Origin of the sequence: Nocardia sp. NPDC051030 (genome assembly GCF_040683015.1) — a bacterium.
Classification (GTDB): domain Bacteria; phylum Actinomycetota; class Actinomycetes; order Mycobacteriales; family Mycobacteriaceae; genus Nocardia.
Window position 1 is genome coordinate 384,860 of the sequence record NZ_JBFBCD010000008.1, and the last position, 24,123, is coordinate 408,982.

Annotated in this window: 24 protein-coding genes; 7 read left to right on the plus strand and 17 right to left on the minus strand. The window is 64.8% G+C overall.

Features of this window, described 5'->3' with window-relative positions:
- Positions 1-142 precede the first annotated feature (142 nt).
- The 3 genes from AB0N05_RS27305 (at position 143) to AB0N05_RS27315 (ending at position 3,250) form a co-directional block, all read left to right on the plus strand.
- Positions 143-1,474 carry a glutamate-1-semialdehyde 2,1-aminomutase gene (locus AB0N05_RS27305; protein ID WP_364699125.1) on the plus strand — a complete coding sequence of 444 codons (1,332 nt, stop codon included), beginning with the start codon at positions 143-145 and terminating at the stop codon, positions 1,472-1,474.
- 144 nt (positions 1,475-1,618) lie between these two features.
- Positions 1,619-2,371: an SDR family NAD(P)-dependent oxidoreductase gene (locus AB0N05_RS27310; RefSeq protein ID WP_364698834.1), complete on the plus strand. Its 753-nt coding sequence runs from the start codon at positions 1,619-1,621 to the stop codon at positions 2,369-2,371.
- A gap of 12 nt (positions 2,372-2,383) precedes the next feature.
- Positions 2,384-3,250: an amidohydrolase family protein gene (locus tag AB0N05_RS27315; protein ID WP_364698836.1), complete on the plus strand. Its 867-nt coding sequence runs from the start codon at positions 2,384-2,386 to the stop codon at positions 3,248-3,250.
- Here the strand turns inward: AB0N05_RS27315 and AB0N05_RS27320 are convergent.
- Together AB0N05_RS27320 and AB0N05_RS27325 are read right to left on the minus strand one after the other, a co-directional pair.
- Positions 3,240-3,752 carry an isoprenylcysteine carboxylmethyltransferase family protein gene (locus tag AB0N05_RS27320; RefSeq protein ID WP_364698838.1) on the minus strand — a complete coding sequence of 171 codons (513 nt, stop codon included), beginning with the start codon at positions 3,750-3,752 and terminating at the stop codon, positions 3,240-3,242. The two genes, AB0N05_RS27315 and AB0N05_RS27320, sit on opposite strands and share 11 nt — an antisense overlap.
- A 60-nt stretch (positions 3,753-3,812) precedes the next feature.
- The gene (locus AB0N05_RS27325) at positions 3,813-4,373 is read right to left on the minus strand and encodes a Uma2 family endonuclease (protein WP_364698840.1); all 561 of its coding nucleotides are present in this window, start codon (positions 4,371-4,373) and stop codon (positions 3,813-3,815) included.
- A gap of 459 nt (positions 4,374-4,832) precedes the next feature.
- On the opposite strand from AB0N05_RS27325, the gene AB0N05_RS27330 reads away from it, so the two are divergent.
- Complete coding sequence (locus tag AB0N05_RS27330; protein WP_364698842.1) at positions 4,833-6,860, plus strand: SDR family oxidoreductase; 2,028 nt, start codon at positions 4,833-4,835, stop codon at positions 6,858-6,860.
- 91 nt (positions 6,861-6,951) lie between these two features.
- On the opposite strand, the gene AB0N05_RS27335 is transcribed toward AB0N05_RS27330, so the two are convergent.
- Positions 6,952-7,476: a cutinase family protein gene (locus AB0N05_RS27335; RefSeq protein WP_364698844.1), complete on the minus strand. Its 525-nt coding sequence runs from the start codon at positions 7,474-7,476 to the stop codon at positions 6,952-6,954.
- Between the two features lie 391 nt (positions 7,477-7,867).
- Between AB0N05_RS27335 and AB0N05_RS27340 the strand changes: the two genes are divergently transcribed.
- The gene (locus tag AB0N05_RS27340) at positions 7,868-9,268 is read left to right on the plus strand and encodes a wax ester/triacylglycerol synthase family O-acyltransferase (protein WP_364698846.1); all 1,401 of its coding nucleotides are present in this window, start codon (positions 7,868-7,870) and stop codon (positions 9,266-9,268) included.
- Between the two features lie 43 nt (positions 9,269-9,311).
- On the opposite strand, the gene AB0N05_RS27345 is transcribed toward AB0N05_RS27340, so the two are convergent.
- Complete coding sequence (locus AB0N05_RS27345) at positions 9,312-10,154, minus strand: alpha/beta hydrolase (protein WP_364698848.1); 843 nt, start codon at positions 10,152-10,154, stop codon at positions 9,312-9,314.
- 182 nt (positions 10,155-10,336) lie between these two features.
- Positions 10,337-11,251: an expansin EXLX1 family cellulose-binding protein gene (locus AB0N05_RS27350; protein ID WP_364698850.1), complete on the minus strand. Its 915-nt coding sequence runs from the start codon at positions 11,249-11,251 to the stop codon at positions 10,337-10,339.
- 202 nt (positions 11,252-11,453) lie between these two features.
- Here AB0N05_RS27350 and AB0N05_RS27355 point away from each other — a divergent pair, with 202 nt between their 5' ends.
- Positions 11,454-12,311 carry a cyclopropane mycolic acid synthase family methyltransferase gene (locus tag AB0N05_RS27355; protein WP_364698852.1) on the plus strand — a complete coding sequence of 286 codons (858 nt, stop codon included), beginning with the start codon at positions 11,454-11,456 and terminating at the stop codon, positions 12,309-12,311.
- Here AB0N05_RS27355 and AB0N05_RS27360 read toward each other — a convergent pair.
- Both AB0N05_RS27360 and AB0N05_RS27365 read right to left on the minus strand, forming a co-directional pair.
- A complete protein-coding gene (locus AB0N05_RS27360) occupies positions 12,295-13,311 on the minus strand; it encodes a zinc-binding alcohol dehydrogenase family protein (RefSeq protein ID WP_364699127.1) in 1,017 nt (338 codons plus the stop codon). The genes AB0N05_RS27355 and AB0N05_RS27360 overlap by 17 nt on opposite strands.
- Positions 13,312-13,673: 362 nt before the next feature.
- A complete protein-coding gene (locus AB0N05_RS27365; protein ID WP_364698854.1) occupies positions 13,674-14,435 on the minus strand; it encodes a DUF998 domain-containing protein in 762 nt (253 codons plus the stop codon).
- A gap of 217 nt (positions 14,436-14,652) precedes the next feature.
- On the opposite strand from AB0N05_RS27365, the gene AB0N05_RS27370 reads away from it, so the two are divergent.
- Positions 14,653-15,384, plus strand: coding sequence for a S1 family peptidase (locus tag AB0N05_RS27370; RefSeq protein ID WP_364698856.1), 732 nt, complete (start codon positions 14,653-14,655; stop codon positions 15,382-15,384).
- A 3-nt stretch (positions 15,385-15,387) separates the two neighbouring features.
- Here AB0N05_RS27370 and AB0N05_RS27375 read toward each other — a convergent pair whose 3' ends face one another.
- Genes AB0N05_RS27375 through AB0N05_RS27420 form a run of 10 tightly spaced genes read right to left on the minus strand, consistent with a single transcriptional unit; the run spans position 15,388 to position 24,076 of the window.
- A complete protein-coding gene (locus AB0N05_RS27375) occupies positions 15,388-16,002 on the minus strand; it encodes a TetR/AcrR family transcriptional regulator (RefSeq protein WP_364698858.1) in 615 nt (204 codons plus the stop codon).
- Entirely contained in the window at positions 15,999-16,712 is a 714-nt protein-coding gene (locus AB0N05_RS27380) for a TetR/AcrR family transcriptional regulator (protein WP_364699129.1), read from the minus strand. Before AB0N05_RS27380 ends, AB0N05_RS27375 begins: the two co-directional genes overlap by 4 nt.
- Entirely contained in the window at positions 16,637-17,350 is a 714-nt protein-coding gene (locus AB0N05_RS27385; protein WP_364698860.1) for a hypothetical protein, read from the minus strand. Before AB0N05_RS27385 ends, AB0N05_RS27380 begins: the two co-directional genes overlap by 76 nt.
- Before the next feature lie 13 nt (positions 17,351-17,363).
- The gene (locus AB0N05_RS27390; RefSeq protein ID WP_364698862.1) at positions 17,364-18,314 is read right to left on the minus strand and encodes an MlaD family protein; all 951 of its coding nucleotides are present in this window, start codon (positions 18,312-18,314) and stop codon (positions 17,364-17,366) included.
- A complete protein-coding gene (locus AB0N05_RS27395) occupies positions 18,311-19,318 on the minus strand; it encodes an MlaD family protein (protein ID WP_364698864.1) in 1,008 nt (335 codons plus the stop codon). The genes AB0N05_RS27390 and AB0N05_RS27395 overlap by 4 nt, the downstream gene beginning before the upstream one ends.
- Positions 19,315-20,235, minus strand: coding sequence for an MCE family protein (locus tag AB0N05_RS27400; RefSeq protein ID WP_364698866.1), 921 nt, complete (start codon positions 20,233-20,235; stop codon positions 19,315-19,317). Before AB0N05_RS27400 ends, AB0N05_RS27395 begins: the two co-directional genes overlap by 4 nt.
- Complete coding sequence (locus tag AB0N05_RS27405) at positions 20,236-21,255, minus strand: MlaD family protein (RefSeq protein ID WP_364698868.1); 1,020 nt, start codon at positions 21,253-21,255, stop codon at positions 20,236-20,238.
- A complete protein-coding gene (locus AB0N05_RS27410; protein WP_364698870.1) occupies positions 21,246-22,253 on the minus strand; it encodes an MlaD family protein in 1,008 nt (335 codons plus the stop codon). The genes AB0N05_RS27405 and AB0N05_RS27410 overlap by 10 nt, the downstream gene beginning before the upstream one ends.
- Positions 22,250-23,278 (minus strand): MlaD family protein, encoded by a 1,029-nt coding sequence (locus AB0N05_RS27415; protein ID WP_364698872.1) that lies wholly within the window; start codon positions 23,276-23,278, stop codon positions 22,250-22,252. Before AB0N05_RS27415 ends, AB0N05_RS27410 begins: the two co-directional genes overlap by 4 nt.
- A 3-nt stretch (positions 23,279-23,281) precedes the next feature.
- Complete coding sequence (locus AB0N05_RS27420) at positions 23,282-24,076, minus strand: ABC transporter permease (RefSeq protein WP_364699131.1); 795 nt, start codon at positions 24,074-24,076, stop codon at positions 23,282-23,284.
- Positions 24,077-24,123: the final 47 nt, after the last annotated feature.

Consider the following 24,123-nt stretch of genomic DNA (forward strand, 5'->3'; position numbering starts at 1 on the left):
TGGCACCTACTCGCTCGAGGGTGGGCTTCGAACGGACGGGGCGCTCGCTACTCTCATCGGCGACCAGGAGTTGCGCGCCGATCCGGCCGATGCCGGGCGGGTGCGTGCTCGCGACTGCTCCGGCGACCGGGAGGCGTGCCTCGTGCGTGGATTCCAGCGCAGCAATGAGATTCAGGCCCGGCTGCACGAGCTGGTGCCCGGCGGGGCGCATACCTACGCCCGTGGCGCGAATCAGTATCCCGAGGATATGGCTCCGATTCTGGTGCGCGGCAAGGGTGCTCGCGTATGGGACTGCGATGGGAACGAGTACGTCGAATACGGGATGGGTTTGCGGGCGGTCACCCTCGGCCACGGCTATCGGCCCGTGCTCGACGCCGTGAGTTCGGCCATTGCCGACGGGATCAGCTTCTCGCGCCCCTCCGAGCTGGAACTGCTTGCCGCACAGGACTTCCTGGAACTCGTGCCCGGCGCGGATATGGTGAAGTTCGCCAAGAACGGGTCCGATGCCACCACGGCCGCGGTGCGGCTGGCGCGGGCGGTCACGGGGCGGGAGACGGTGGCGGTGTGCGATCAGCCGTTCTTCTCGGTGGACGATTGGTTCATCGGGACCACCACCATGAATGCGGGCATCCCCCCGCCGCCCACCGTGCGATTCCGGTTCAATGATCTGCCGTCGCTGGCGGCGGTGCTGGCGGCGCATGAGGTCGCGTGCGTGATTCTGGAGCAGGCCACGGCGCTCGCCGAACCCGCGCCCGGGTTCCTGGAAGGCGTTCGGGCGCTGTGTGATCGGCATGGGGCATTGCTGATCTTCGACGAGATCATTACCGGCTTCCGCTGGTCGGCGGGCGGGGCGCAGGCGGTGTACGGGGTGGTGCCGGATCTCTCCTGCTGGGGCAAGGCCATGGGCAATGGCTTTCCGCTTTCCGCGCTGGCCGGGAAGCGGGAGTACATGGAGTTGGGCGGGCTGCGCACCGATGCCGATCGGGTGTTTCTGCTGTCCACCACGAACGGGCCGGAAACCGCTTCGCTCGCGGCGTTTCGTGCCGTCGTGCGGGCGTATCGCGACACGGATCCGGTGGCTCGCATGGAGCACGCCGGACGGCGCCTGGCCGCGGGCGTGAATGCCATTGCCGCCGGGCTGGGCATTGCCGATCATCTCCAGGTGGTGGGCCGTCCCTCCTGCCTGATCTTCCTCACCAAGGATCCGGAAGGCGTTCCCTCCCAGTCCTATCGCACCCTGTTCCTTCAGGAACTGCTCGAACGCGGCGTGCTCGGGCAATCCTTCGTGACCTCCGCCGCCCACACCGACGCCGATATCGACCTCACCATCGACGCCTGTCGCAATGCCGCGATCGTCTATGCCAAGGCGCTCGGCAATGGCACCGTCGACGGTCTCCTCGCGGGAAGACCCGTGGCTCCCGCGCTGCGCCCGCACTCCTGTCCGCGCCGCCTCGACGACCGAGGCGACGGCTGAATACGGAGTACAACTGCTCTCCCGTGCCAATCCGCTGCCGGATTGCGGACTTTATGTCGCGAAATTGGCGCTGAACGACTATTCATGGAATCCGAAGCAACTCAGTGAAACAGCACAGCATGGATACCGGAACAGGGTGAGGCAGTGGGCCAGGGCGAGGGTGCGGCGGGTGGCGCTACCGGCGCACTGGTGACCGGCGGGGCCGGGGATATCGGCCGAGCGGTGGCGCGTCGTCTGGTGGAGGCCGGGCGCGAGGTGGTGCTCGCCGATATCGATGTGACGGCGGCCAAGGCCTATGCGGATGAACTCGGGCCGAAAGCCAGTGCCCTGCACCTGGATCTGACCGATCCGGACAGCATCGAGGAAGCCGCGCTCACCGTGCGCGGCAGCATTTCGGCGCTGGTGCAGTGCGCGGGCGCGGCCATTGTCGAGCCGTTCCTGGACAGCAGCGTCGAACACTGGGACCTCATGCACCAGGTGAACCTGCGCGGCCCCATGCTCCTCACCCGCCACCTGCTCCCCTCCCTCCAGGAAACCCAGTCGGCGCGACTGGTTTTCGTCTCCTCCGATGGCGCTCGCGCGGGTGCGGCGGGCGAGGCCGCCTATGCCGCCTCCAAATCGGGCCTGTTCGGCTTCGCCAAATCGCTGGCCCGCGAGGTGGCCCGGCACGGCGTCACCGTGAACGTGGTGTGCCCCGGTCCGATCGAGGGCCGCATGGTCGCCCGCGCCATGGCCGAGCACCCCGGCAATCTCGCGGCCCTGGAAAGAGCCATCCCCATGAAGCGTCTGGGCACCCCGGAGGAAGTCGCCGCCCTCATCGCGTGGCTGGCGAGCCCGGAAGCCAGCTACCTCACCGGCCAGCTGATCAGCGTCAGCGGCGGCATCACCATGCATTAAGGAGGCGCCACCATGCCCAAAATCCCGATCGTCGACGCCCACCTCCACCTCTGGAACACCACCGACCACCCGTGGTATCCGCAGCTGGTCGAATTCGCCGCGGCAGCAGCCAGACCCGCCCTGGCCGACAATTTCCTACTCCCCGACTACGACCGCGCCGCGGGCGACACCGAAGTGGTCGGCCTGGTCCATGTCTCCGCCACCACCGCCCCCCACACCTACCTGCCCGAGACCCGCTGGATCGACACCCTCGCCGCCGAAGCGAACCGTCCTGTCGCTCTGATCGGCAGCGTCGACCCCCTCCTCCCCAAGCCAGATCTCCTGGACCACTTGGAATCCCAATCCCGCAGCCCCCACTTCCGCGGCATCCGCGTCTTCCGAGGCCTGCTCCCCAACACCCCCGCGGCCGATGCGATAGCGAGCTGGCTCCAAGACCGCGACGCCGTCTTCGACCTGGTGGCCACCCCCGCCACCATGCTCGACTGGATCGACTTCCTGGCCGGTTACCCCGACCTCCGAGTAGTCCTCGAACACCTCGGCCTCCCCCAAGGCACCACCCCCGACCACCGCACCGCGTGGCACAACGCCGTCTCCTTGGCCGCCAAGGAAACCCCGTGGCTCTGCAAACTCTCCGGCCTCGGCCTCATCTCCCCCGACCTCACCTACCCCACCCTCCAATACTGGCTCGAATCCACCGTCCACCTCTGGGGTTGGCGTCGCCTCATGTTCGGCTCCAACATGCCGGTGGACACCCGCGCAGGCACCTACGAAGACCTACTCGCCACCATCGACCACCTGGTAACCGCCGACGCCACCGACCAGGAAGCCGAATTCTTCTACCGAACCAACGCCACCGACGCCTACTCACTCAATCCTTGAGAGCGGGCTTCCAGGGTGTCCGCCGCGGAATCCAAGCGGGCACGGCCTGCCGGTATTCGTCATAGTCCGCGCCGAATTGGCGATGCAGAGTCGGTTCCTCATAGAACCGAACGAACAAAGCCTGACCGACCGCGATCAGTACCGCGTACCAGAGCAAGGCGAACTGACTAAAGAGCAGCGCTTGCCCCAGAGCCATGGAGACAACGGCCAGATACATGGGATTGCGAACGTACCGATTCGGCCCGCCGACCACGAGATGCCGGGTGGGGGCAATAGGTGCGGGAGTTCCCAGCCCTTCCACCGCGAATCGGTAGATCGCGCCCAGCAGAATCGGGAGCCCCGCAAGGATCAGGACGACGCCTATTACTCGAAGAGTCTGCGTGGGGATCAACTCGTGCTCGATTCGCCAGCCGCTGATCCAGAGTGGCAGCAGGCCCGCCACCGTTCCCGGAACCACGATGGTGAACAGAAGACTGCCGAGAATCGGTCGTAGCGACTTCATTTGTGCTCCAAGTACGTTGCGCGCTCGTGGTCCATCCTCTCGGAGTGGGGGCGGCAATGGTCAGGAACCGCTCGACCCGGGGAGTTCGGAGACCAGGCGGCTCCCCGCGAGTTTGTAGTCCTCGCCGGTCAGTTCGTACATGGTGATGAAGCCGTCGAGGTCTTCGGAGTCGTGGTCGCCTCGGATGATCCAGTAGTGGGGGATGCCGAGCATGGCGTAGACGCGGAGTTTGTCGATTGCCTCGCGGACTTGGGTGGGCTGCCAGACGGCCTCGACCACGCAGAGGATGGTGGTGGGGTCGTGGGTGGTGCTGTGTTTGGCGGGGGTTTGGTCGGGGCGGAAGACGATTCCGTCGGCGACGAAGTTGTGCTGGCCGGTGTCACCGCGGGCGAAGCCGGTGTCGGCGACGTATTGGTCGCCGGCTATCTCGTAGCCGAGGCCGCTCCAGAACTCGAGGACGTTGAACACGATCCGGGAGTACCAGAACGTGACGGGCATGAGGGTGAGCTCCAATCGGCCGGATCGTAGTTCCCACGCCCAGCCGCGGGGAACGGCGGGCAATGCCTCGAATTCGGCGCGGGTGCGCACACCGGTCATCGGTAGGTCGAGCTGCTGAGTCAACGACTCCCTCCGCGTATCCAGGGCCGACAAGACTGGAACACCATAACCTCAGATTCAGCGAAAAGGCGTTCACCAGCGCTTTTACCGCTCAGCCGGGCGATTCGGGCAGTTCGGACAATTCCACCCGGAAGTTACCGGGGTTGACAGATCGGTGACCCACTGCACAGGTCATTTGACCAGTTGCCCGCGAATTGCCAACTGCACCTATGAGTTACACGAAAACCGTTGTAACACTTACCAACTGAAATAGCTCCGAGGTGACCATTCACACATGCAGGAAACCGTCAACAAAGTTGAACCACCAACTGACGGGCCGTAAAGTTACCCATCAGTTAGGCACGATGGTGTTCCTACGTCGGCCCGACATTCTGCTAAGGGGCCATTCTCGATCGTCCACATCCACCGACGCATGTCGGACGAACAGCGTTGCGCATCAACAAGTTCGTTAAGGAGGGGACGATGGTTTCCTACATCGTCACGGGCGGCACCGGTTTCCTCGGTCGCCGCGTCGTCAAGGGGTTGCTCGAGCAGGACCGCGAGGCCGTGGTCCACGCACTGGTGCGCGAGGCATCAGTAGCCAAACTGTATGAAATGTCCATCGAATGGGGCGCGGAGGATCGCGTCTTCCCGCTGGTGGGTGACCTCACCGCACCCGGTCTCGGCCTGGTCGACGACGCACCGCGCGCCGACCACATCATTCACCTCGGCGCGGTCTACGACATGACCGCCGACGAGGACGCCACCTACGCCGCCAATGTGCAGGGCACCCGCGCGGTCATCGACCTGGCCCTCGAGATCGGCGCGGTCATGCACCACGTCTCCTCGGTCGCGGTGGCCGGTGATCACAAGGGCAAGTTCTTCGAGGACGACTTCGACCTCGGCCAGCAGCTGAACTCGCCGTACCACCGCACCAAGTTCGAGGCCGAGAAACTGGTCCGCGAGACCCCCGGCCTGGGCTGGCGGGTCTACCGCCCGGCCATCATCGTCGGCGATTCCCGCACCGGCGAGATGGACAAGATCGACGGCCCGTACTACTTCTTCCCGGCCATCGCCGGACTCGCCGCGCTGCCCGCGGAACTGCCGGTCCCGATCCCGGACCTGGGCGCCACCAATATCGTTCCGGTGGATTACGTGGCCGCCGCCATGGTCGAGCTGGTCACCCGGCCCGGCATGATCGGCAAGACCTTCCACCTCACCAACCCGGAACCGCAGCCCTTCGCGCAGATCTACGCGGCCCTGGCCCGCGCCGCCGGAGCGCCTCCCGGCATCGGCACGCTGCCGGGCTCGCACACCGCCCTGCACGCCCTCGGCACCCTGCCCGGTGTTCCGTCGCTGCGCGATTTCGTGTTGGAGCGCTTCGGAATTCCCGCCGAGGTCGCACCGCACACCGCGTTCGAGTCGGAGTTCGTCTCCGAGTCCACCCGGGCGCAGCTGCGCGGCACCGGCATCGAGGTCCCGGCCTTCGAGACCTACGCCGAAACCCTCTGGGGCTACTGGCACGAGTACCTCGACCCGGATCGCGCACGCCGCCAGGACGGCGAGACCCTGCGCGGCCGCATCGTTCTGGTGACCGGTGCGTCGTCCGGCATCGGCCTGGCCACCGCGCACGCGGTCGCCGCCCGTGGCGCGACGGTCCTCATGATCGCTCGCACCCCCGAAGACATCGAAGCCGCCGCCGAGCAGGTCCGCACGGAAAGCGGTGCCGCACAGGCCTACACCTGCGACATCACCGATGAGAAGTCGGTGGAGCTGCTCGTCAAGCAGGTGCTCGCCGACCACGACCACGTCGACTATGTGGTCAATAATGCGGGCCGTTCGATCCGCCGTTCGGTGCTCAACTCCACCGACCGCATGCACGACTTCGAACGGACCATGGCGGTCAACTACTTCGGCGCGGTCCGGCTGATTCTGGCCCTGCTACCGTCCATGCGGGAGCGCCGCTTCGGCCACTTCGTGAATATCTCCTCCATCGCGGTGCAGACCAAGGTCCCGCGCTTCGCCGCCTATGTGGCGAGCAAGTCCGCGCTGGACAACTTCAGCGAGATCGCCGCGGTCGAGAACGCCGATGCCGGAATCACTTTCACCTCGGTGCGCATGCCACTGGTGCGCACCCCGATGATCGCGCCGACCGACCTGTACAAGTCCATCCCGGTGCACACCCCCGAGCAGGCGGCACGCATCGTGGTGCGGGCGCTCGAGCACCGGCCCAGCCGCATCGATACGCCCATCGGCACTTTCGCGCAGTTCGTGGACATGGTCATGCCGTCGTTCAAGAAGGCGATCCTGTCGCAGGGCTTCCACATGTTCGGTGAATCCAAGGCCGCCCGCAATACCAAGGCCGCGGAGCCCACCGGGAATGCGGAGCCCACGGAAAAGAAGGAATCCCGCAGCCCGCTGCTGGCTCTCGCCCCGATCGTGCAGCCGCTCATGGGACTCCCCTCCCCGGCGGCCCGGTTCACCAATAAGATCCCGGGCCTGCACTGGTAGTCCCTGACAGACAATGAAACTCGGCCCCGGCGGGAATTCCCGCCGGGGCCGAGTTTTCGAAACAGCCGAGCCTCGTAGGGCCCGACCGTCCCTAGATTCGATCGGCCGCGAAGTTCGCCGCCGCCACGAAGCTGCCGCCATAGGTGACATGCGAGGCCGAATTCACGCCCGCGCCGCACACCGGATCGCCTCCCGTGCACCAGTTTCCGGTCTTGCCGAGCCAGCCGCCGGGCACGGTCCAGCCGATCGCCCGCATCGGATCACCGAACAGCAGGATCGACGCGACATGATCGCCGAGATAGTCCGGCAGCTGAACCCGCCCCGGATACCAGGTCACCGCGCCGGTACCCAGCGCCGCGTGCACGACCGCCGCGCCTTGTGAGTAGCCCACCAGGATGAACTCCTGATTCGGGCAGGCCGCGACCTGAGCGGTCAAGTGCGACACCAGATCCGAGGTGCCGGAACCCACATTGAAGGTGTAGTCGGCGGGGTAATCGACGGAGTACGCACTTGTCGATACGGGCAATCGGTCTTGCAGCATCCCGTACAGCGGGTCACCGACCACGCTTCCGAGCCAGCCGGGTTCACCGGTGCCCCGCGCCACCACCACATCCACTGCGGCACATCCGTCCGCATGGGCTCGTGGTATCGGAACGAAGACGCACGCCACAACAAGCATGGCGGCGAAAACCCAAGCTATACGCCATTTGCCAGCAAGCAGAACCTTCCGGTCGCCCATTGTCCTCACCCTCTCACGCCGTTGTGAGAAGCCAGGCGACTCTTGTCAATGACAAGTGACACTTCGCCTGGCTATGTGACCCAAGGTACGAACGGCCATACAACGCGGCAACGTGTTACACAAGGAGATACCCAATCGGTGCGCAACCGTATCGCCATCAAACTTGTTATCTACAAGCTACTTTGAGGCAACGAACCGGCCACGAACGGGCTTCGCCCACTACCGCGAACGGCGCGCAATATAGAACCCGTTCTCATAGTGTGTTGGTATGGAACGACTTACAGGGCTCGATGCGAGCTTTCTCTATCTCGAAACCGACACTCAACTGCTGCACGTCTGCGCACTGCTGATAGTCGACCCCGCCGCCGATGGTGTGGAATTCGACTTCGACAGCTTCAAGGCCGAGCTCGGGCGGCGGCTGCACCTCATCCCCGCCATGACGCGGCGGCTCCACAATGTCCCGTTCAACCTCGATCATCCGGTGTGGGTGCGGGATTCGGCCTTCGATCTCGACAACCATGTGCGCCGGGTTCAGCTCCCCGAACCGGGCGGCCGCCGCGAGCTCGCCGAGATCACCGCGGAGATCGCCGGACAACCCCTCGACCGGCAGCGACCGCTGTGGGAGATGTGGGTGGTGGAAGGCCTGCCGCACGGCAAGGTCGCCGTCATCTCCAAATACCATCACGCCATCGTGGACGGCATCACGGGCACCAATATGATGATGCACCTGTGCGATCTCGAACCCGGCGTCACCTACAGCCCGCCCACCGAAATCGCCGCCCCCGAACCGGAACCCAATGATCTCCTGCTGGCCGCCGAGGCCGCACTGAAGTTCCCCGGCAAGCTCGGCATCTTCGGCATGGTCCCGCAGACCGTGGGAATCCTCGGCGGATTGGTGCAGCGCAGGCGCGGCAACGGAAGTCGTGGGATGCCACTACCGTTCACCGCGCCGCGCACGCCATTCAATCGAGCTATCACCCCGCATCGCTCGGTCTCCTTCGTACAGAGCGAGCTCGCCGATATCAAGGAGATAAAGGCGGCGTTCGGCGTGAAGGTCAATGACGTGGTGCTGGCCATTGTGGGCGGCGCGCTGCGCAGCTATCTCGAACTGCATGAGGATCTTCCCGAATCCTCGCTCATCGCCTCGGTTCCCGTGTCCACCCACGACACCTCCCGGCATGAGGAGGGCACCAATAAGGTGTCCACGATTTTCGCGCGGCTCTACACCGATATCGAGGATCCGGTCGCGCGCGTGCAGGCCATTGCCGAGGACAATCGCGGTGCGAAGGAAGAGCACAATCTCATCGGGGCCGACTTCCTCCAGGATTGGGCGAAGTACGCGCCGCCGAACACCTTCCAGCTCGCCGCCCGCGCGTATTCCTCGCTGAAGCTGGCCGAACACCATCCCGTCGTGCACAATCTGGTGATCTCGAATGTGCCCGGCCCCAATTTCCCCATGTACTTCCTGGGCGTGCGGGTCGCCTCGATGTATCCCTTCGGGCCGGTGTTCCACGGCGCGGGCCTGACCGTCACCGTCATCTCCAATAATGGCCACCTCGACTTCGGCTTCATCGCCTGCGAGGAACTGGTCCCCGATGTGGAGGAAATCGCCGACGCCGTGCCGGAGGTGATCACCGAGCTGCTCAAGGCCGCCCGCGAACGGTGCTAGCCGAACGAACCTCCGACACCCGAAAAGTCATGACCGCCCGGCGTTATCGCCGATTCACGACCGCTTGACAGGCCTCGAGGAACACCGGGACAAAGACGTCCGCCTCGAGTGCGCAGGCCGCATGACCGGCCCGGGCGAGGAAGATCTCCGCCCCCGGAATCAATTTCGCCATTTCCAACTGCCGATAGACGGGCAAGGCCCGATCCCGCGTGGTGATCACCACGGCCGTCGGCACCTTCAAGGTCGAGAGCCATTCGGTGGCATCGAACCGGCCCAGCACCGCAATCGCCTGAGTCAGCGCCCAGCCGCTGGTGCTGCGGAATTCCGTCATGGCCCAGCGATCCATCCGGCCCACCGGCCAGGATGCCTCCGGCACCGCGGGCAGCTTGTCCCGGCGCAATTCGGCCCGGCGGAACGACATTTCGGACATGGAGGCCGCGAGCACCGCCCAGCCGCGATGGAAGGCCCGCTCCCGCCGCGTCTCCTGGAACTTGTAGGTGGTCGCCGCCAGCACCAGTCCGCCGACCCGCTCCGGATGCCGGTGCGCGGTCAGCTGCGCGACCACGCCGCCCATGGAATAGCCCGCCAGAATCGGGCGCTCGATGCCGAGCACATCGGCCACCGCGATCACATCATCGGCGAGGTCATCGAGATCGAAGCGCTCGGAACGGATTCCGTGACCGTGCCAGCGCTGGTCGAAGAGCACGACCCGATAGCGCTCGTTCAGCTCCTTCAAGGAGGGGAACCAGTTCAGCATGGCCGTGGTGGCCGCGCCGTGCAGCAGCAGGATGGTCGGCGAGTCCGCTGCGGGACCCTTCAGATCCACCACATAGGTGCGGCCCCGGCCGGGCAGCTCCATCATCTGACCCTGCGGGACCTCGGTCAATCGAGAAATCCGTCGTGACAGCCGACGACTTCGGCGGCTTTCACGGGATTGGGAATCCACTGGCAGATCCAAGCTGGGGTTCGTCATCGAATGCCTCCCGGCGCGCCACCACAACAGGCGGAATTGGAACACGTTTCACTCGATGATGCCATAACGACCGGGGAATGTTGCGTCGAGACGGGTCAGGATTTACAGGTTTGCGGGGCGGCGACCACGGTGGTCACGACCACCATCGGCGGCGTGGTCTGAACCGGGGCAGGGGGCGTGGTCTCCGGGAAGTCGTAGAGCCGAATTCCGGTGTAGCGCAACTGACCCGACTCGATGGTGAGCCCGGGGATCTGCGCCTCATGGCCGTAGATATCGGTGATGCGCGCCGTGAACGGGCCCGCTCCCGCACCGGAAATCGTCCAATAGTTGTCGTATCCACGGCGCAGCGAGAGCCAGTCGCCACCGGCATCCGAGCGCAAGTCGACCTGACGAATCGGATTGCCGCTCCCGGAGAACAGCAGCCCGATCCAATCCGAGGAGGAGCCCTGCTGCACGCGGTAGAACAGTTCCGGCGCGGGATTCGGGTCGCGGACCCGGCTGAAGCGAATCGGCGCCACGCCGTCGGTGGAATTGGCGATGGCCTCGAAAGCGGCTCGGCTCAAGTCATATTGGTGTGGGCCGCAGCCGGGGCAGCGGTCCACGATCTGGGCGCGCACGCTGCCGATCGGGCCGTCGATATCGACGTAGCTGCCGCAGGGCACCGAGCCGTCGTACTCACCGGTCGGCACGCCCACGTAGTAGCCGTCCAGGGGCAGATCCGGCAGCGAGCAGGCGACGCCGGGGGTGAAGGCGTAGAAACGGGCCTCGCCTTGCTCCGGTGTGGCCGGGGCGGTCGGTACGGGGACCGGAATCTGCTGCGCGGTAACCGAACCCGGGGTGGTGGGTGCGGGCAGGGTGACAACGCGGGTGGTGGGCACGGCGGCGTGGCAGGAGGCCGGTGTCGGCCGCATCATCCACATCACCGCTCCCACCACCACCACTCCCGCGAGGGCCGTCCACATCCACGGCCGACCGGTGCGGACTTCCTCTTCGTGTCCAGTGCGGTGCACCACCGTTCCCCAACCTCCAAATGACGTTTGCTGCAACGATGCTGAACTCTCTTCAGGAAAGCAGCAGGGGTGCGCATGACGGGCTCGAATCGGAAACTCGGAATGCCAGGCGCGGCGTGTCTACGGCGTGTCACGGATCTAGAACCGGGGAGGGGTTCCCACTCGTATTACCTGGTGTCCGCCGACATCAGGAGTGCACGCCATGGCCCGCCTAGCCCCCTTCTACACACAGGTCCAGTCGCACTACGACCTGTCCGACGAGTTCTACGCGCTGTTCCTCGACTCCTCCATGACCTACAGCTGCGCCTACTTCGCCCGCGACGGTATGACCCTCGCCCAGGCGCAGGAGGCCAAGATCGACCTGGCTCTCGGCAAGCTGGATTTGCGGCCCGGCATGACGCTGCTCGATATCGGATGCGGTTGGGGCGCAACGATGATCCGCGCGGCGCGTGAGTACGGCGCGCGCGTGGTCGGTCTCACGCTGAGCCGCAACCAGTACGACCACGTCAATGCGCAGTTGGAATCCCAGGGTCTCGCCGATGCCGAAGTGCGGCTACAGGGCTGGGAGGAATACGACGGCAAGGCCGACCGCATCGTGAGCATCGGCGCGTTCGAGCACTTCCGCAAGGAACGCTATCCGGAGTTCTTCGAGCGCTGCCACGCCATGCTCCCGGACGACGGGTCGATGCTGCTGCACACCATTATCGGCCGCACCCTCGCCGAACTGCGTGCCATGAATATCCCGGTGACCCGCGACGATGCCCTCTTCCACATCTTCATGAAGCGCGAGATCTTCCCGGGCGGCCAGCTCCCCCAGCCCGGCACCGTCACCCGCACCGCCGAAACGGCGGGCTTCCACACCGAGCGCATCCAATCCCTGCAACCCCACTACGCCCGCACCCTCGACCTCTGGGCCGAGGCACTCCAAGCCCACCACGACAAGGCCATCCGCCTGACCTCGCAAGAGGTCTACGACCGCTACCTCAAATACCTCACCGGCTGCGCCCACTACTTCCGCCAGGGCCACCTTGACGTCATGCAATTCACCCTCGCGAAGTAGCCGGAACCAGCACTGCCGCCCCGGCGAATCGCCCATGCGCCAGATCGCGCAACGCCCGATCCGCACCCTCGAGCGGATAACGGTGCACGGTCACCTCCATCCGATGGGCATCCGCGAATGCCAGAAATTCGCGGGCATCGCCCCGAGTATTGGCGGTAACCGACCGAATCCCCCTTTCCTGGAACAGGTGCCGCTGGTAATTCAGAACCGGAATATCGGTCAGATGAATCCCCGCGATGGACAGCACCCCGCCGCGATCCAGAGCCGCCAGCGCAGGCAGCACCAGATCCCCGACCGGCGCGAACAGAATCGCCGAATCCAATTGCACCGGAGGAGGTTCCGCCGCCCCTTGCACCGAAGCCGCCCCCAGCGCGGTGGCCAATGCCCGAGCCTGCGGATCCCGCGTCATCACATGCACTTCGGCCCCTCGAGCCAAAGCCACCTGCGCCGCCAAATGCGCACTCCCCCCGAATCCATAGATCCCCAGCCGCCCACCCGAAGGTAAATCGGCCCGCTTCAACGCCCGATATCCGATGATCCCCGCACACAACAGTGGCGCGAGCTCGGCATCCTCATACCCATCGGGCAGCGGTAACGCATACGCGGCGGGCACCGTCGCAAATTCGGCATAGCCCCCGTCCGCATCCCACCCCGTATACCGCGATTCCGGACACAAATTCTCATCTCCCCACACACAAAACCGGCACACCCCACAGGTATGCCGCAACCAAGCAATCCCCACCCGATCCCCCACCCCGAACTCCCCCGCAGCACCCTCACCGAGCACCACCACCTCCCCCACCACTTCATGCCCCGGCACTACCCCTTCCCGGTGCACCGCCAAATCCCCTTCCGCCACATGCAGATCCGTCCGACACACCCCACAAGCCAGCACCCGCACCAGCAACTCTCCCGGCCCGGGATCCGGCACAGGAATCTGTTCCAACACCACCGGCCCACCATCGACAGGCCCCGGCTTCTCCACCTGCCAAGCACTCATCATCGCCATATCCCCAGTGTCTCCCCTTTGACGGCTCGGCCTTCGGCCATCGCTTTCAATTACCGCCCCGGTCAGAAACACGGCTCGGGAAGCTCGTGTCCAAAGCGCACGGCAGTACGGATATCGCGTGGTTGCGTCGCCTGCCGTACCCGACTTTGGCTCCCCAGCTGGGTGCCGTCACCTCTCGTTCCAGCCTGGCTGGAAGGTTGTGGTCCCGTTCCGGGACCAACAACCAAGAACAAAAGACGAAAAGACTCCCAGCCGAGGCCGGTATCGGCGTGCCCGCGTGGCCCTTTCGCCGAGGGGGACATGAGCCGGGGTTTTGTCCGTTTACACCAGCCTCATGTCCCCCTGAACGTGTTCTAACCGCGCGGAAAGCCGCTCATCAGGCGGATCGCCAGCAGGACAATCCAAATGCCGCTGGCACCGATCCCGATCCGTTCGATAAGCCCGGCAGGGCCACCATCCGACAATTTCGCGGTGAGCACGAACGCGATGTAAGAGGACGCGACCAGCAGGCCGGTGGCAGCTGAATACCGGTACCAGCCATGCTTTTCGGGCGTTTCTTCGTGCCGTGCCAGCACGAAGCACGCCATGATCAGCGACGTGAACTGAACCAGACCCAGGAGAATGTGGATGGCGCCGTGAATTGTCGGATCGGTCGACGCTCCTGCCGGGTAACCCAGCGACGGGTCAGGCAGGATGGGCCCGATGGCTAGGAACGTGAAGCCGTAGATGGCGAGCAGGATTGGGCCCCAGGTGGACCCGCGGCCCGTCCGGAGCCTCAGCCTCATGCCGAGGGCGAAAGCGAGTAGAAGTGCGCCGGTGACAATGTAATTGGCGCTCTGCATCCACCCGCCAGGCCCCAGCTCGAGGTTGCTGTCGGGGACTACCCAGGCGTTGTAGCCGGGGCGGATGGCCCCGAGGGTGAGGAGGACAACCATATTGAGCAGCGGAGCGAGGACACCGCATGCCAGCAGCAGGCTCCTCGCCGCTGACTGCTTGTTCGCAGGGCTGAGGGTGGCGGTCACGACATGTGTCCTCTCGTCGATCGGGTGAGTTCGAGTTGCGTTCGGCTCGCCGACCGCGCCCGATATGAACACCACTATCGACCGATCGGTCACCTCTGGTATTGGAAGAATTTTCCCCAGGCCCGGTATCGCTCCACCGCGATGACAGGTAGGTATAGGCCCTACGGAATCGGCATAGGGCCGAGTCTGATATGTGCAGGTTGGGGGGTTATTTCGGGCGTTTCGGACATGGGTGGGGGGTGGTGTGTTTTGCTTGTCGTGCTTTGGACGGGTGGCCACTTGTACTGCTATTTCGGCAGGAGGGTTCGGCATGGCGTCGCTGGGCAGAGGGTTGGTTCGGGGTGGGGTGGGGGTTGTTTTTGCGATGTTCGCGGCATTCACGGGGGTTCCCGGGGTTGCGGGGGCCGATGCGGCTGCTGTGCTCGGGCCGGGGTCGGGGGTGTTGATCAGTACTGATGATCCTGATTTGTATGCGGCTTGTTCGTTGACGGCGGCGGGGTTTGATGGGGCGGGGCGGATGGTGGGGATTACTGCTGGGCATTGCGGGTATGTGGGGGATTCTGTTTGGGCGGAGGGGGCTTTGGGGATTGGGAAGGTGGGGCGGATTGCGGAGGTGGACGATTATTGGGATTGGGCGGTGATCGAGTTCGAGGGGGCGAAAGTTGTTCCGGTGCGGCAGATTACGCGGAGTGTGGTGAATGGGATCGGGGGGCGGCCTCGGGTGTTCGATACGGTGTGTAAGAACGGGCGGACCACCGGGTATACGTGCGGGGTGGTGTGGGAGAACATTCCTGAGGGGTTCAGTAGTCATGTGTGCGCGGATTATGGGGATTCGGGCGCGCCGGTGCTGTTGGGTGACCAGCTCGTGGGCATGATCGTGGCGGGTGCGCCGGCGACGATTGGGAGCGTCGACTTGGAGTTGAAGTCGTGCAGCAATCCGGCCGATCTCATTCACGAGCCCGACCTCGCCACCGACATCGATATCGTGATGACCGATATCAACCAGCACGGCGGCGTCGGGGCGGGCTTCCGGCTGCCGTGAGCCTCAGGCTTGCGCGCCGAGGGCGGAGGCCAGGAAGCCGGTCAGCTGGGTGCGCACACGATCCTGGGTGAGGCCGTCGGCTCCGGCGCGGGTGGCGGAGAACAGGGCCGAGACCAGCACCGAGAGCAGGACTTCGCCCGCTATATCGGTATCGATGGTGGGGTCCAGGAAGCCTCGGGACATGCCCTGGTCGACCTGCTTCACGGCCTCACCGGCATAGCTGCGGGCATTGTGCAGGCAACGTTCGATGACCCGGTCGTCGATCGAAGAGGCTTCCAGGAGAAGGAAGTTGACCACGCCGGGTTCCTCGGCGACCAGCGTGTAACAGCGGTCGATGACCCGGGCGTAGCGGGCACAGAAGGCTTGCAGGGAGTCGGGGCTGTCGTCGGCATCCGGGCCCAGAAGCACGATGCGGATGTGATCGAAGCAGTGGTCGATCACGGCGTCGAGAATGTCGCGCTTATTGTCGAAGTAGTTGTAGAAGGTGCCGTGACTGACCCCGGCCGCGCGGGCGATATCGTCCACGCCGATGGTCCGGAACCCGCGGGTCATGACCAGGCTGTAGGCGGCGCTGACCAGGGTGGCACGCCGCTGCTCGAGGCGGTCGGCGCGGCTCATGAGACCTGCCTGGTGCGCAGTACTCGTTCGAGCAGGCCCACCACCACGGCGGTACTGCGTTGGCGCACTGCGGGATTCCCGCCGCCGAGCAACTCTCGCATGAGTCCGGGGCCGATCAGGGTGAGGATGGTGTGGGACAACACCTCGGCGTCGATATCCCGGCGAATCCAGCCCGCCTCCACGCCACGGGTCAGCTCGACCGCGAGCATGGAGGCTGTCATGGCTTCCAAACCCAGAAGCCGTTGCGCCAGTTCGGAATCGATGGCACCGGCCTCCACCAGCAATAGTCGCAATACCTGCGGCTCGCGCTCGATCAACTGGTAGAGCCGACCCACCGCCGCCCGGATCACGTCCACGAATTCATCGACACTCCGCGCAGTGCCGAAGAGCTCGGGGAACCGCATGGTGACCATGACCTTCTCGACACCGAAATCGATGACGTGGTCCACGATTTCACGCTTGCTGCCGAAGTACCGGTAGACCGTGCCCTGCCCCATTCCGGCCCGGGCAGCCACCTCCGAAATGGTGGCCGTCTCATAGCCATTCGCGGTGAACACCTCATAGGCGGCTTCGATTATCTGCCTGCGCCGCCGCAGCGGAAGCTCTTGCTGCGGCGGCCGGCCGGTGCGGGAAGCTATTTCGCGGCCCCTGCCGTCGCGGCGGGATCCTTGACCGCGGAATCCTTCGGCCCGTAGTCCACCACCACCCAGTCGCCACCACTCTTGGCGACCGTCACCAGCAGCAGATTGGGCACGGTGGCCGGTTCGGTCTGCTGAATGTTCTGGGTCCGCTGGGTGGCGAACACGGTGACGACGTACTGGTCGTTGCCCTTGGCCTCGACCGCGGTGCCCACCACGTCGCCGGTGGCGATGACCTGGGCCTGCGTCATGATCTTGGCGAGCGTGTCGTGCACCGACGTGTACCGGTCACGCAGCGCGTCGGAGGTGCCGCGCTGCACGCCGTCGAAGAAGGCGGGCAGGTTCTTGTAGTCATAGGAGAGCGAGCGCATGGTGTAGTCGCGCGCCACCTCGGCGGCCCGATCCCGGTCGGAATTACTGGTTTTCAGTGCGTCGAGATCACTCGAGGCACTGTGCCAGAAATAGCCGAGCACCAGCGAAAGCACCGCCAGCACCGCAGCGGCCGCGAGCGCGACCCGGTACAGGTCGACGCGGATTCCCTTGGACGGCACGGCTTCCGATGCTACCGGGGTGTCCTGCACCGGCTCGGTCACTTCTTTGACTTCCGCCGGAGCCTGCTCGACCGGTGCGGTGTCCTCGGGCTGCACCGACTTCTCCAGCTCGACAACCGGTTCCGCCGTCTGCTCGTTGTCGCCAACTGATTCACTCACGATTGCCTTCTCTCTATTTCGGGAAGCCGACGCCGACGTGGGCCGCGCCATCGCCGGGGAATACGGTGGCCAGCAGATCGACGATCGATCCGGCGTCCACCCGCAGCGGTTTGATCGCGCTGGTCGCGGGCTTCAGAACGGTGGCGATATGGCCGAGGTCGGGGCCGATCAGGGACAGGTATTCGTCGATCTTGGTGACCAGCGGGCCGATGGGATCGTCGAAGATGTTCTCGCCGACAGTCGAGTAGTTCTGGAATGCGGCGATAATGTGCAGCAGCTCCGGCAGCGCCTTGTCGATATCGCCTGCCGCGGCGCTGATCGTCGGCGCGCGGCCATTGAACCGATCACCGAGGGTCTGCACATTGCCGTACAGCCGCGCGATGGCATCGCGCTTGTCGTGCAAGAGATTCGCGGTGCTGACCAGTGCCTTGGTCAGGTTGGCCACATCGGTGTCGCGCCCGTCGAATCCGGCGGCCACGGTGGTCGCCAGACTCTGGAGTTTCGCCGGATCCAATTGCGCCGTCAGCGCATCCAGCTTGGCCAGCGCATCGCCGACGGTGGTGGCGGTGCGCACCTGCCGGGTCGGCACAATGCTGCCGTTATGCAGGAACGGCCCGGCCGTGGTCGAGGGCCGGAAGTCGATGAACTGCTCCCCCGCCGCCGACAGATTCGCGATCTGCACCGCGCTGTCCACGGGAATCCGGTACTTGGAGTCGTATTCGACCTTCACAGCCAGCCCGCGCACGGTGGCCCCGATATCGCGAACCTTGCCGATCGGCAGCCCGCGCAGGGTCACCTCGGAGGTTTTCATGAGTCCGCCGGAGGTATCCAGAAGCACTGTGACCGTATTGGTTTCGCGCCGCGGATCCAGATTGAGCACGCCGACGGCCATATAGCTGCCGCAGATCAGCGTGAGCACCATGAGCAGGATCAGCGACACCGGCCCGGAGAGTGAGAGTTTCATGGCACCATCCCGATGGAGCGCAGTGTGGTGATCAGCTGATCGGCCTGCACATCGGCAGATACCTTGCGGACATTCACATCCGGTGCGTTGAGGAACGGAATCAGTTTCTCCCGCAACAGGGTGTAGAAGGCATTCATATTCATGCCGAGGGTGATGTCGGAGTAACCCACCGTCACCGCGGTCGGCGCGAGCACTGACACGATCGATCGCAGATCACCGATGTGCGGCAGCACCAGATCGCCGACATTCTTGGCCAGCGGCCCGGCGCTGATGATCAGCTTCACCACCCCGAACAGCACATCGGACAGGCCCGCCGCGCGATCCGGCCCGAAGGTGAGGATCTGGGTCACCGCACCGCGACCGGATTCCAGCTTGCCCGTGATCTGCTGCGCCGAGGCCAGAATCCGGTCCAGATCATCGGAGTGCGAGGCCATATCGCTGAGCGCCGCCCGCCCGGCCGCATTGATCCGATCGAGTTCGGCCGGATCGGCCGGGAAGGCCGCGTTCACATCCTTGACCACCTGAGCCAGATCGGCCCACCGGCCGCCGGTCACGATATTCGACAGGGCCCGCAGAATGTCCTCCACATTGGTGGCGGGCACGGTCTGCGACACCGGGATGACATCCCCGTTCCGCAGGAACGAGGTGTCGGCGTTCTTCGGCGCTTCCAGGGCGATATGGATATCGCCGAGGATGGTGCTCTGCCGCAATTCCGCGGTCGTGGACTTGGACAGCTTGGCGTCGCTGTGCAGTTTCACCGTGGCTATGGCGGTGGTGCCGATCAGGTCGATGTGGTCGAGCATGCCGATCTCGACGCCGTCGGCGATCACCTTCGCGCGGTCCGGCAGATTCAGCACGGAGCCGAATTCGATTCGGACGGTGTAAGTGTCACCGCTGGGATAGGTGCCCGGAATCGGGATATCGGTGGCCTTCACGCCACAGCCGCTCAGTACCAGCGTGGCCGCGGCCAGGGCCGGGACCAGTTTCACGAGTGCACGTTTCATCGCCCACCCACCTGCGGCAATGTGGATGCCAGCTTCGGCAACTGGGACAGTAGCGACGCGATATCGCCGTCGGCCCGAATCAGGTTGTGCACCACCGGCAGCATCTGATCCAGCAGCGCGTACACCTGCTTGTCGTATTTGCCGACATTGCGGGCGACCACGGGCAGGAACTCCACCGCCAGATCCACCGCTCCGGCGAACTCCGTGGAGAAGTCACCGATCAGCTGCAATCCGGCCCGCAGATTGTCCAGCACCGTGGCCATATCCGGCCAGTTGGTCACGAACATGGTGGTCAGCGTGTCGAGATTGTCCACCAGCCGCCGGAACACCGCATCCTTCTGCGATGGATCCCCGACCACCGCGGACAGCCGCTGCAGGAGCTGATTCCACTCCGGCCCGGTGCCGCTGATGGCATTGTTCGCCGCGGTGAGGGTGTCATCGAGCAGCGTGTCCGGCTTGCCGGTCGTCCCGCCAGTGAGATCCCCCGCCAGCTTGCCCATGGAATCGAGCGCCTCGCTGATCCCGATCGGCGTCTTGGTGTGGTCCAGCGCAATGCATTTCGCGGTATCGAAGCGCGAGCCGCCGGTGTAGGGCTTGGTCAGCTCCACATGCCGGTCGGTCACAATGGAACTCGACATGGTGACCGCCTGGATATCGGCGGGCAGTTTCACCTTCTCGCCGATTTTCATGGTGACCCGCATACGGTCACCGAGCGCCTCGACCTTCGACACGGTGCCGATATCGACACCGAGCATGGTCACGCTATTGCCCTCGTAAAGCCCTACGGTATCGGTGAATTCGGCGCAGAGGCTCTGCTTCGAGTCGCGCACCGAATTCGCCCACGTCACTCCGGTCACACCGGCGGCCACCACCACTACGGCGACCCCGGCGGCGAGTGCTGTTCTACCCCACCTCATTCAGCACGCCTTGCCTTGATAGGGAATGCACAGTGACACTCCATCGGCCGGTTGACTGACCTGCACCTGAATCCCCAGCAGGCCATTGAGTTTGTTGATCACGTCGCGCAGCCCCTGAACCACGGTGTCGAGACGGTTCGGGTCCTCGAACAGCTTGGAGAACAGCTGCTCGAACTGGGTCACGGACGGTTCGATCGAGTCCCCGTACGCCATGATCGGGCGGTGCAGGACCACCAGCAGCCGCTTGACCAGGTTGAAGACGCCGACCACATCGTCCTTGCGATTGCCGAGCTGATCGGCGACGATGCCGAGCTTCTGCACGAAATCCGCAAGCAGGGCCTTGTCCTCGGCAATGGCGGCGACGTATTCGTCCGATACCTGCAATGCCGTATTCAGCTGCCCGGTGCGATCGGCCAGCAGTCCGGTCAGCTCATTGGCATTGGTGATCACCCCGCGCAATGCGTCCGGCTGACCCTGCAAGGCGGTATTCAGCTCGCCGATGGTGGAACGCATGGTGTTCGCGTCCACCTTGCCGAAGATCGGCGTGCCCTTGTCGAGAATATCGCTGAGCTCGAACGGCGTGGTGGTGCGCTCCGGCGGAATGTGCTTGGCGCCCAGATCCTTGTCACCGGCCGGGGCGAGCGCCATGTAATGTCCGCCGATCGGGGTCAGCATCTTGACCTCGACGGCGGACCGATCCGTCACCCGCACATCACTTTTCACCGTGAAGCTGACCTCGACGTGATCGCCGACCAGATCGACCGAGCGAATCTTGCCGACATTGATGCCCGCCACCCGGACCTCGTCGCCCGGCCGCGCCCCGCCCGAGATCTTGAAGTCGGCAATGTAGGTGTGCTGCCCGAACGGGATCACATACAGCGCCCCCGCCGCCAGCAACAGCACGGCGCAGAACGCGACTCCCGCTATGCCCCAGCGCAATTGCTTCTGCTGATCGCCACGGCCCGTGAGCACGTCGCGGATCAGTTCACCGAAATACTTGATCAGCGCCTTCAATTGCACACCACCAGGTTCTGGTTGGACAGGATGACGCCCGCCACGGCGGGCAAGGCCGCCTCCCCGTTCGAGCAGGTAATGCGCGGCGTGTAGCCCTGACCCGGCACCGCCTGATTGAGCCCGGTAATGAGCTGCGGGGTAATGGCCAGGATCTGGGTGAGCTGCTCGGTCTGCGGCACCAACCGGCGCAGCAGCCCGTCGATCGGACCATAGCCCACGTCATACGCGTCGCGGGTCTGCTCCAGCAGCGGAACCAGCGGGGTGAGTGTGGCTTTCGCGGTATCGATGGAGCTGAGCATGATCTGCGTCTTGGCGGTGAACTGGCCCAGAATATTGGCCAGTTGCTGCACCAGATCGCCCACCGCCTTGGACTTTCCGCCGATCTCGTCGGACACCAGCCCGAGATTGCGGATCAGCAGCACGATCACCGCCTCACTGCTGCGGGCATGCTTGGTGAGCGTGTCCAGGTCCGCCAGCACCGGGCCGATGCCGGAACCGTCCCCCTGGATGACCCGCAGCAGGTTGGTGCCGAACTGGTTGAGCTGCTCGGGGTCCAGGGTGTCGAACATCGGTTTGAAGCCATTGAACAGCTTGGACACGTCGAAGCTGGGGATGGTGCGCTCCAACGGGATCGTCGATCCCGCCTTCAGTTTCGCGCCGTCCTTCCCCTCGGTCAGCAGTTCCACATACCGCTGGCCGATGAGATTCTGATACCGCACGGCGGCCTTGGTGTTGTCGTAGATCGGGCGCGACGCGTCCACCGTGAGGTGCACCCGCGCCGAGTTCCCGTCCAGCGCAACCGTTTCCACCTTGCCGACGGCGACACCGGACATGCGCACCGAGTCACCGGCGAACAGGCCGGACACATCGGTGAACACGGCGTCATAGGTGACCTTGTCACCCGGAATCGGCGTGCGCAGCGCGGTAATGATGAAGGTCGAGCAGGCCGCCACGATGAGCAGGAAGACGGTGAGCTTGATCGAGGACTTGAGTACGTCGTTCATCGCGCCCCTCCGCCCAGTGAATCGGCCAGGTACGGCATGGTTTTCACGATCAGCTCGAGTTGCAGCTGCACGCGCCCGTCCACCACCGGGAAGGCTTCATCCATCGCGCGTAGCAGATTCGGAATCCGGTTGTGAGCCGATGCGACCGAGCCCACCGACACCATGACCGGCACCGCCAAATCCAGCACGCCGCTCAACACCGGCTCCAGGTCCGGGTTGTGCTTGGCCAATAGATCCGAAATCCCCACCAGCACCGCTTGATCCACACCATCGGTGGCCTTGTTGGTGCGGGCGCGATTATCGGCGTCACCGAAGTAGGCACTCTGCTCGAGCACCGCCAGAATGGCGTGCCCGGCCGAGGGTGTGAGGTCGGCGAACGCGCCGGTCATATCCGCGCCGATGGCGAGGTAGTGACTCAGCGGAGCCTGCTGCCCGTCGGCCAGCGTGCGCGCGGTCTCGAAGAACGACTTCAATACCGGGCCCAGGCTGGAGGCATTGTCGAGCATCAGATCGATGAGTCGGTGCACGGTCGCCGAGTCCAGCACCTGAGTGAGCCGGGCCGCGCGGCGGAAGACGCCCGCGACGGTGGCATTGGTGGCGCCCTCCCCGATCTTCAAGACCGAGTGTTCCGGCAATGCGGCACCGCCCCCGCCGGACACCAATTCGATGGCGCTGGAACCGAATACATTGGACGAGGTGAATCGTGCCGTCACCCCGTCGGTGAGCCCGGCCGCCTGCCGCCGGTCGATCTCCAACTCGATGCGCTGATGTCCGTAGCCCACGGTCTCGACCGTGCGCACGGTGCCGATGGCGTACCCGCGGAACTTCACCTCCGCGCCCGGGGCCAGCCCCTCGCCCAGTGTCGCGGCATCCACGGTGACCTTGAACTTATCGCCGAAAGACCCACGCGCATACGAACTCACGAATACCGCCACCGTCACGATGACGACCGCGATCACCAGCCCGCGCGCCCGCAGCGCCCACTTGCCCGCCGCACGCCCGGAATGATCCTGAAAAACGCTCATGATCTACCCCGAGATCCGAATGCCGACGTCCAGGCCCCAGATCACGATCGTCAGGATCATGTCCAGGATGACCACCAGCACCAGGCTGGCGCGAATGGCGCGACCGGAGGCCCGGCCCACGCCCTCCGGGCCGCCGGAGGCGTAGAAGCCCTGGTAGCCGTGGATGAGAATGATGGCGACCACGAAGATCGTCGCTTTCAGCAGTGAGGCCAGCACATCGCTGGGTTGCAGGAAGGCGTCGAAATAGTGGTAGTAGGTGCCGGAGGACTGCCCGTGCAGCACATTCACCACGGTCGCGCACGAGAGGTACGACAGGATGAGCGTGAGCAGGTGCAGCGGCACGATGGTGATGATTCCGGCGATGACGCGGGTGGTCACCACGAATGGCATGGGCCGAATGCCGATGGCCTCGAGCGCGTCGATCTCCTCCGAGATGCGCATGGCACCGATCTCGGCGGTCATGCGGCATCCGGCCTGGGCGGCGAAGCCGATGGCCGCCACCATGGGAGCCATCTCCCGGGTATTGGCGTAGGCCGAGACGAACCCGGTGAGCGGGCCCATGCCGACCATGTTCAGCGCGGTGAAACCCTCCACGCCGATGGAGCCGCCGACCGCGATGCCGAGGAAGGCCAGCACCGCCACGGTGCCGCCGCCCACGATGATCGCCCCTGAGCCCCAGGTGATATCGGAGAGGATGAGCATGGTCTGACGCCGGTAGACCCGCAGCGTATGCGGGATGGCGGCCAGCACCTCGTAGACGAAAGTCGCTTGGTGCCCGAGGGATTCGAACACCGTCATGGGCGCTTCGGCGGTCCGTCCGGCGATCTTGCCGACGGTGCCGAGCG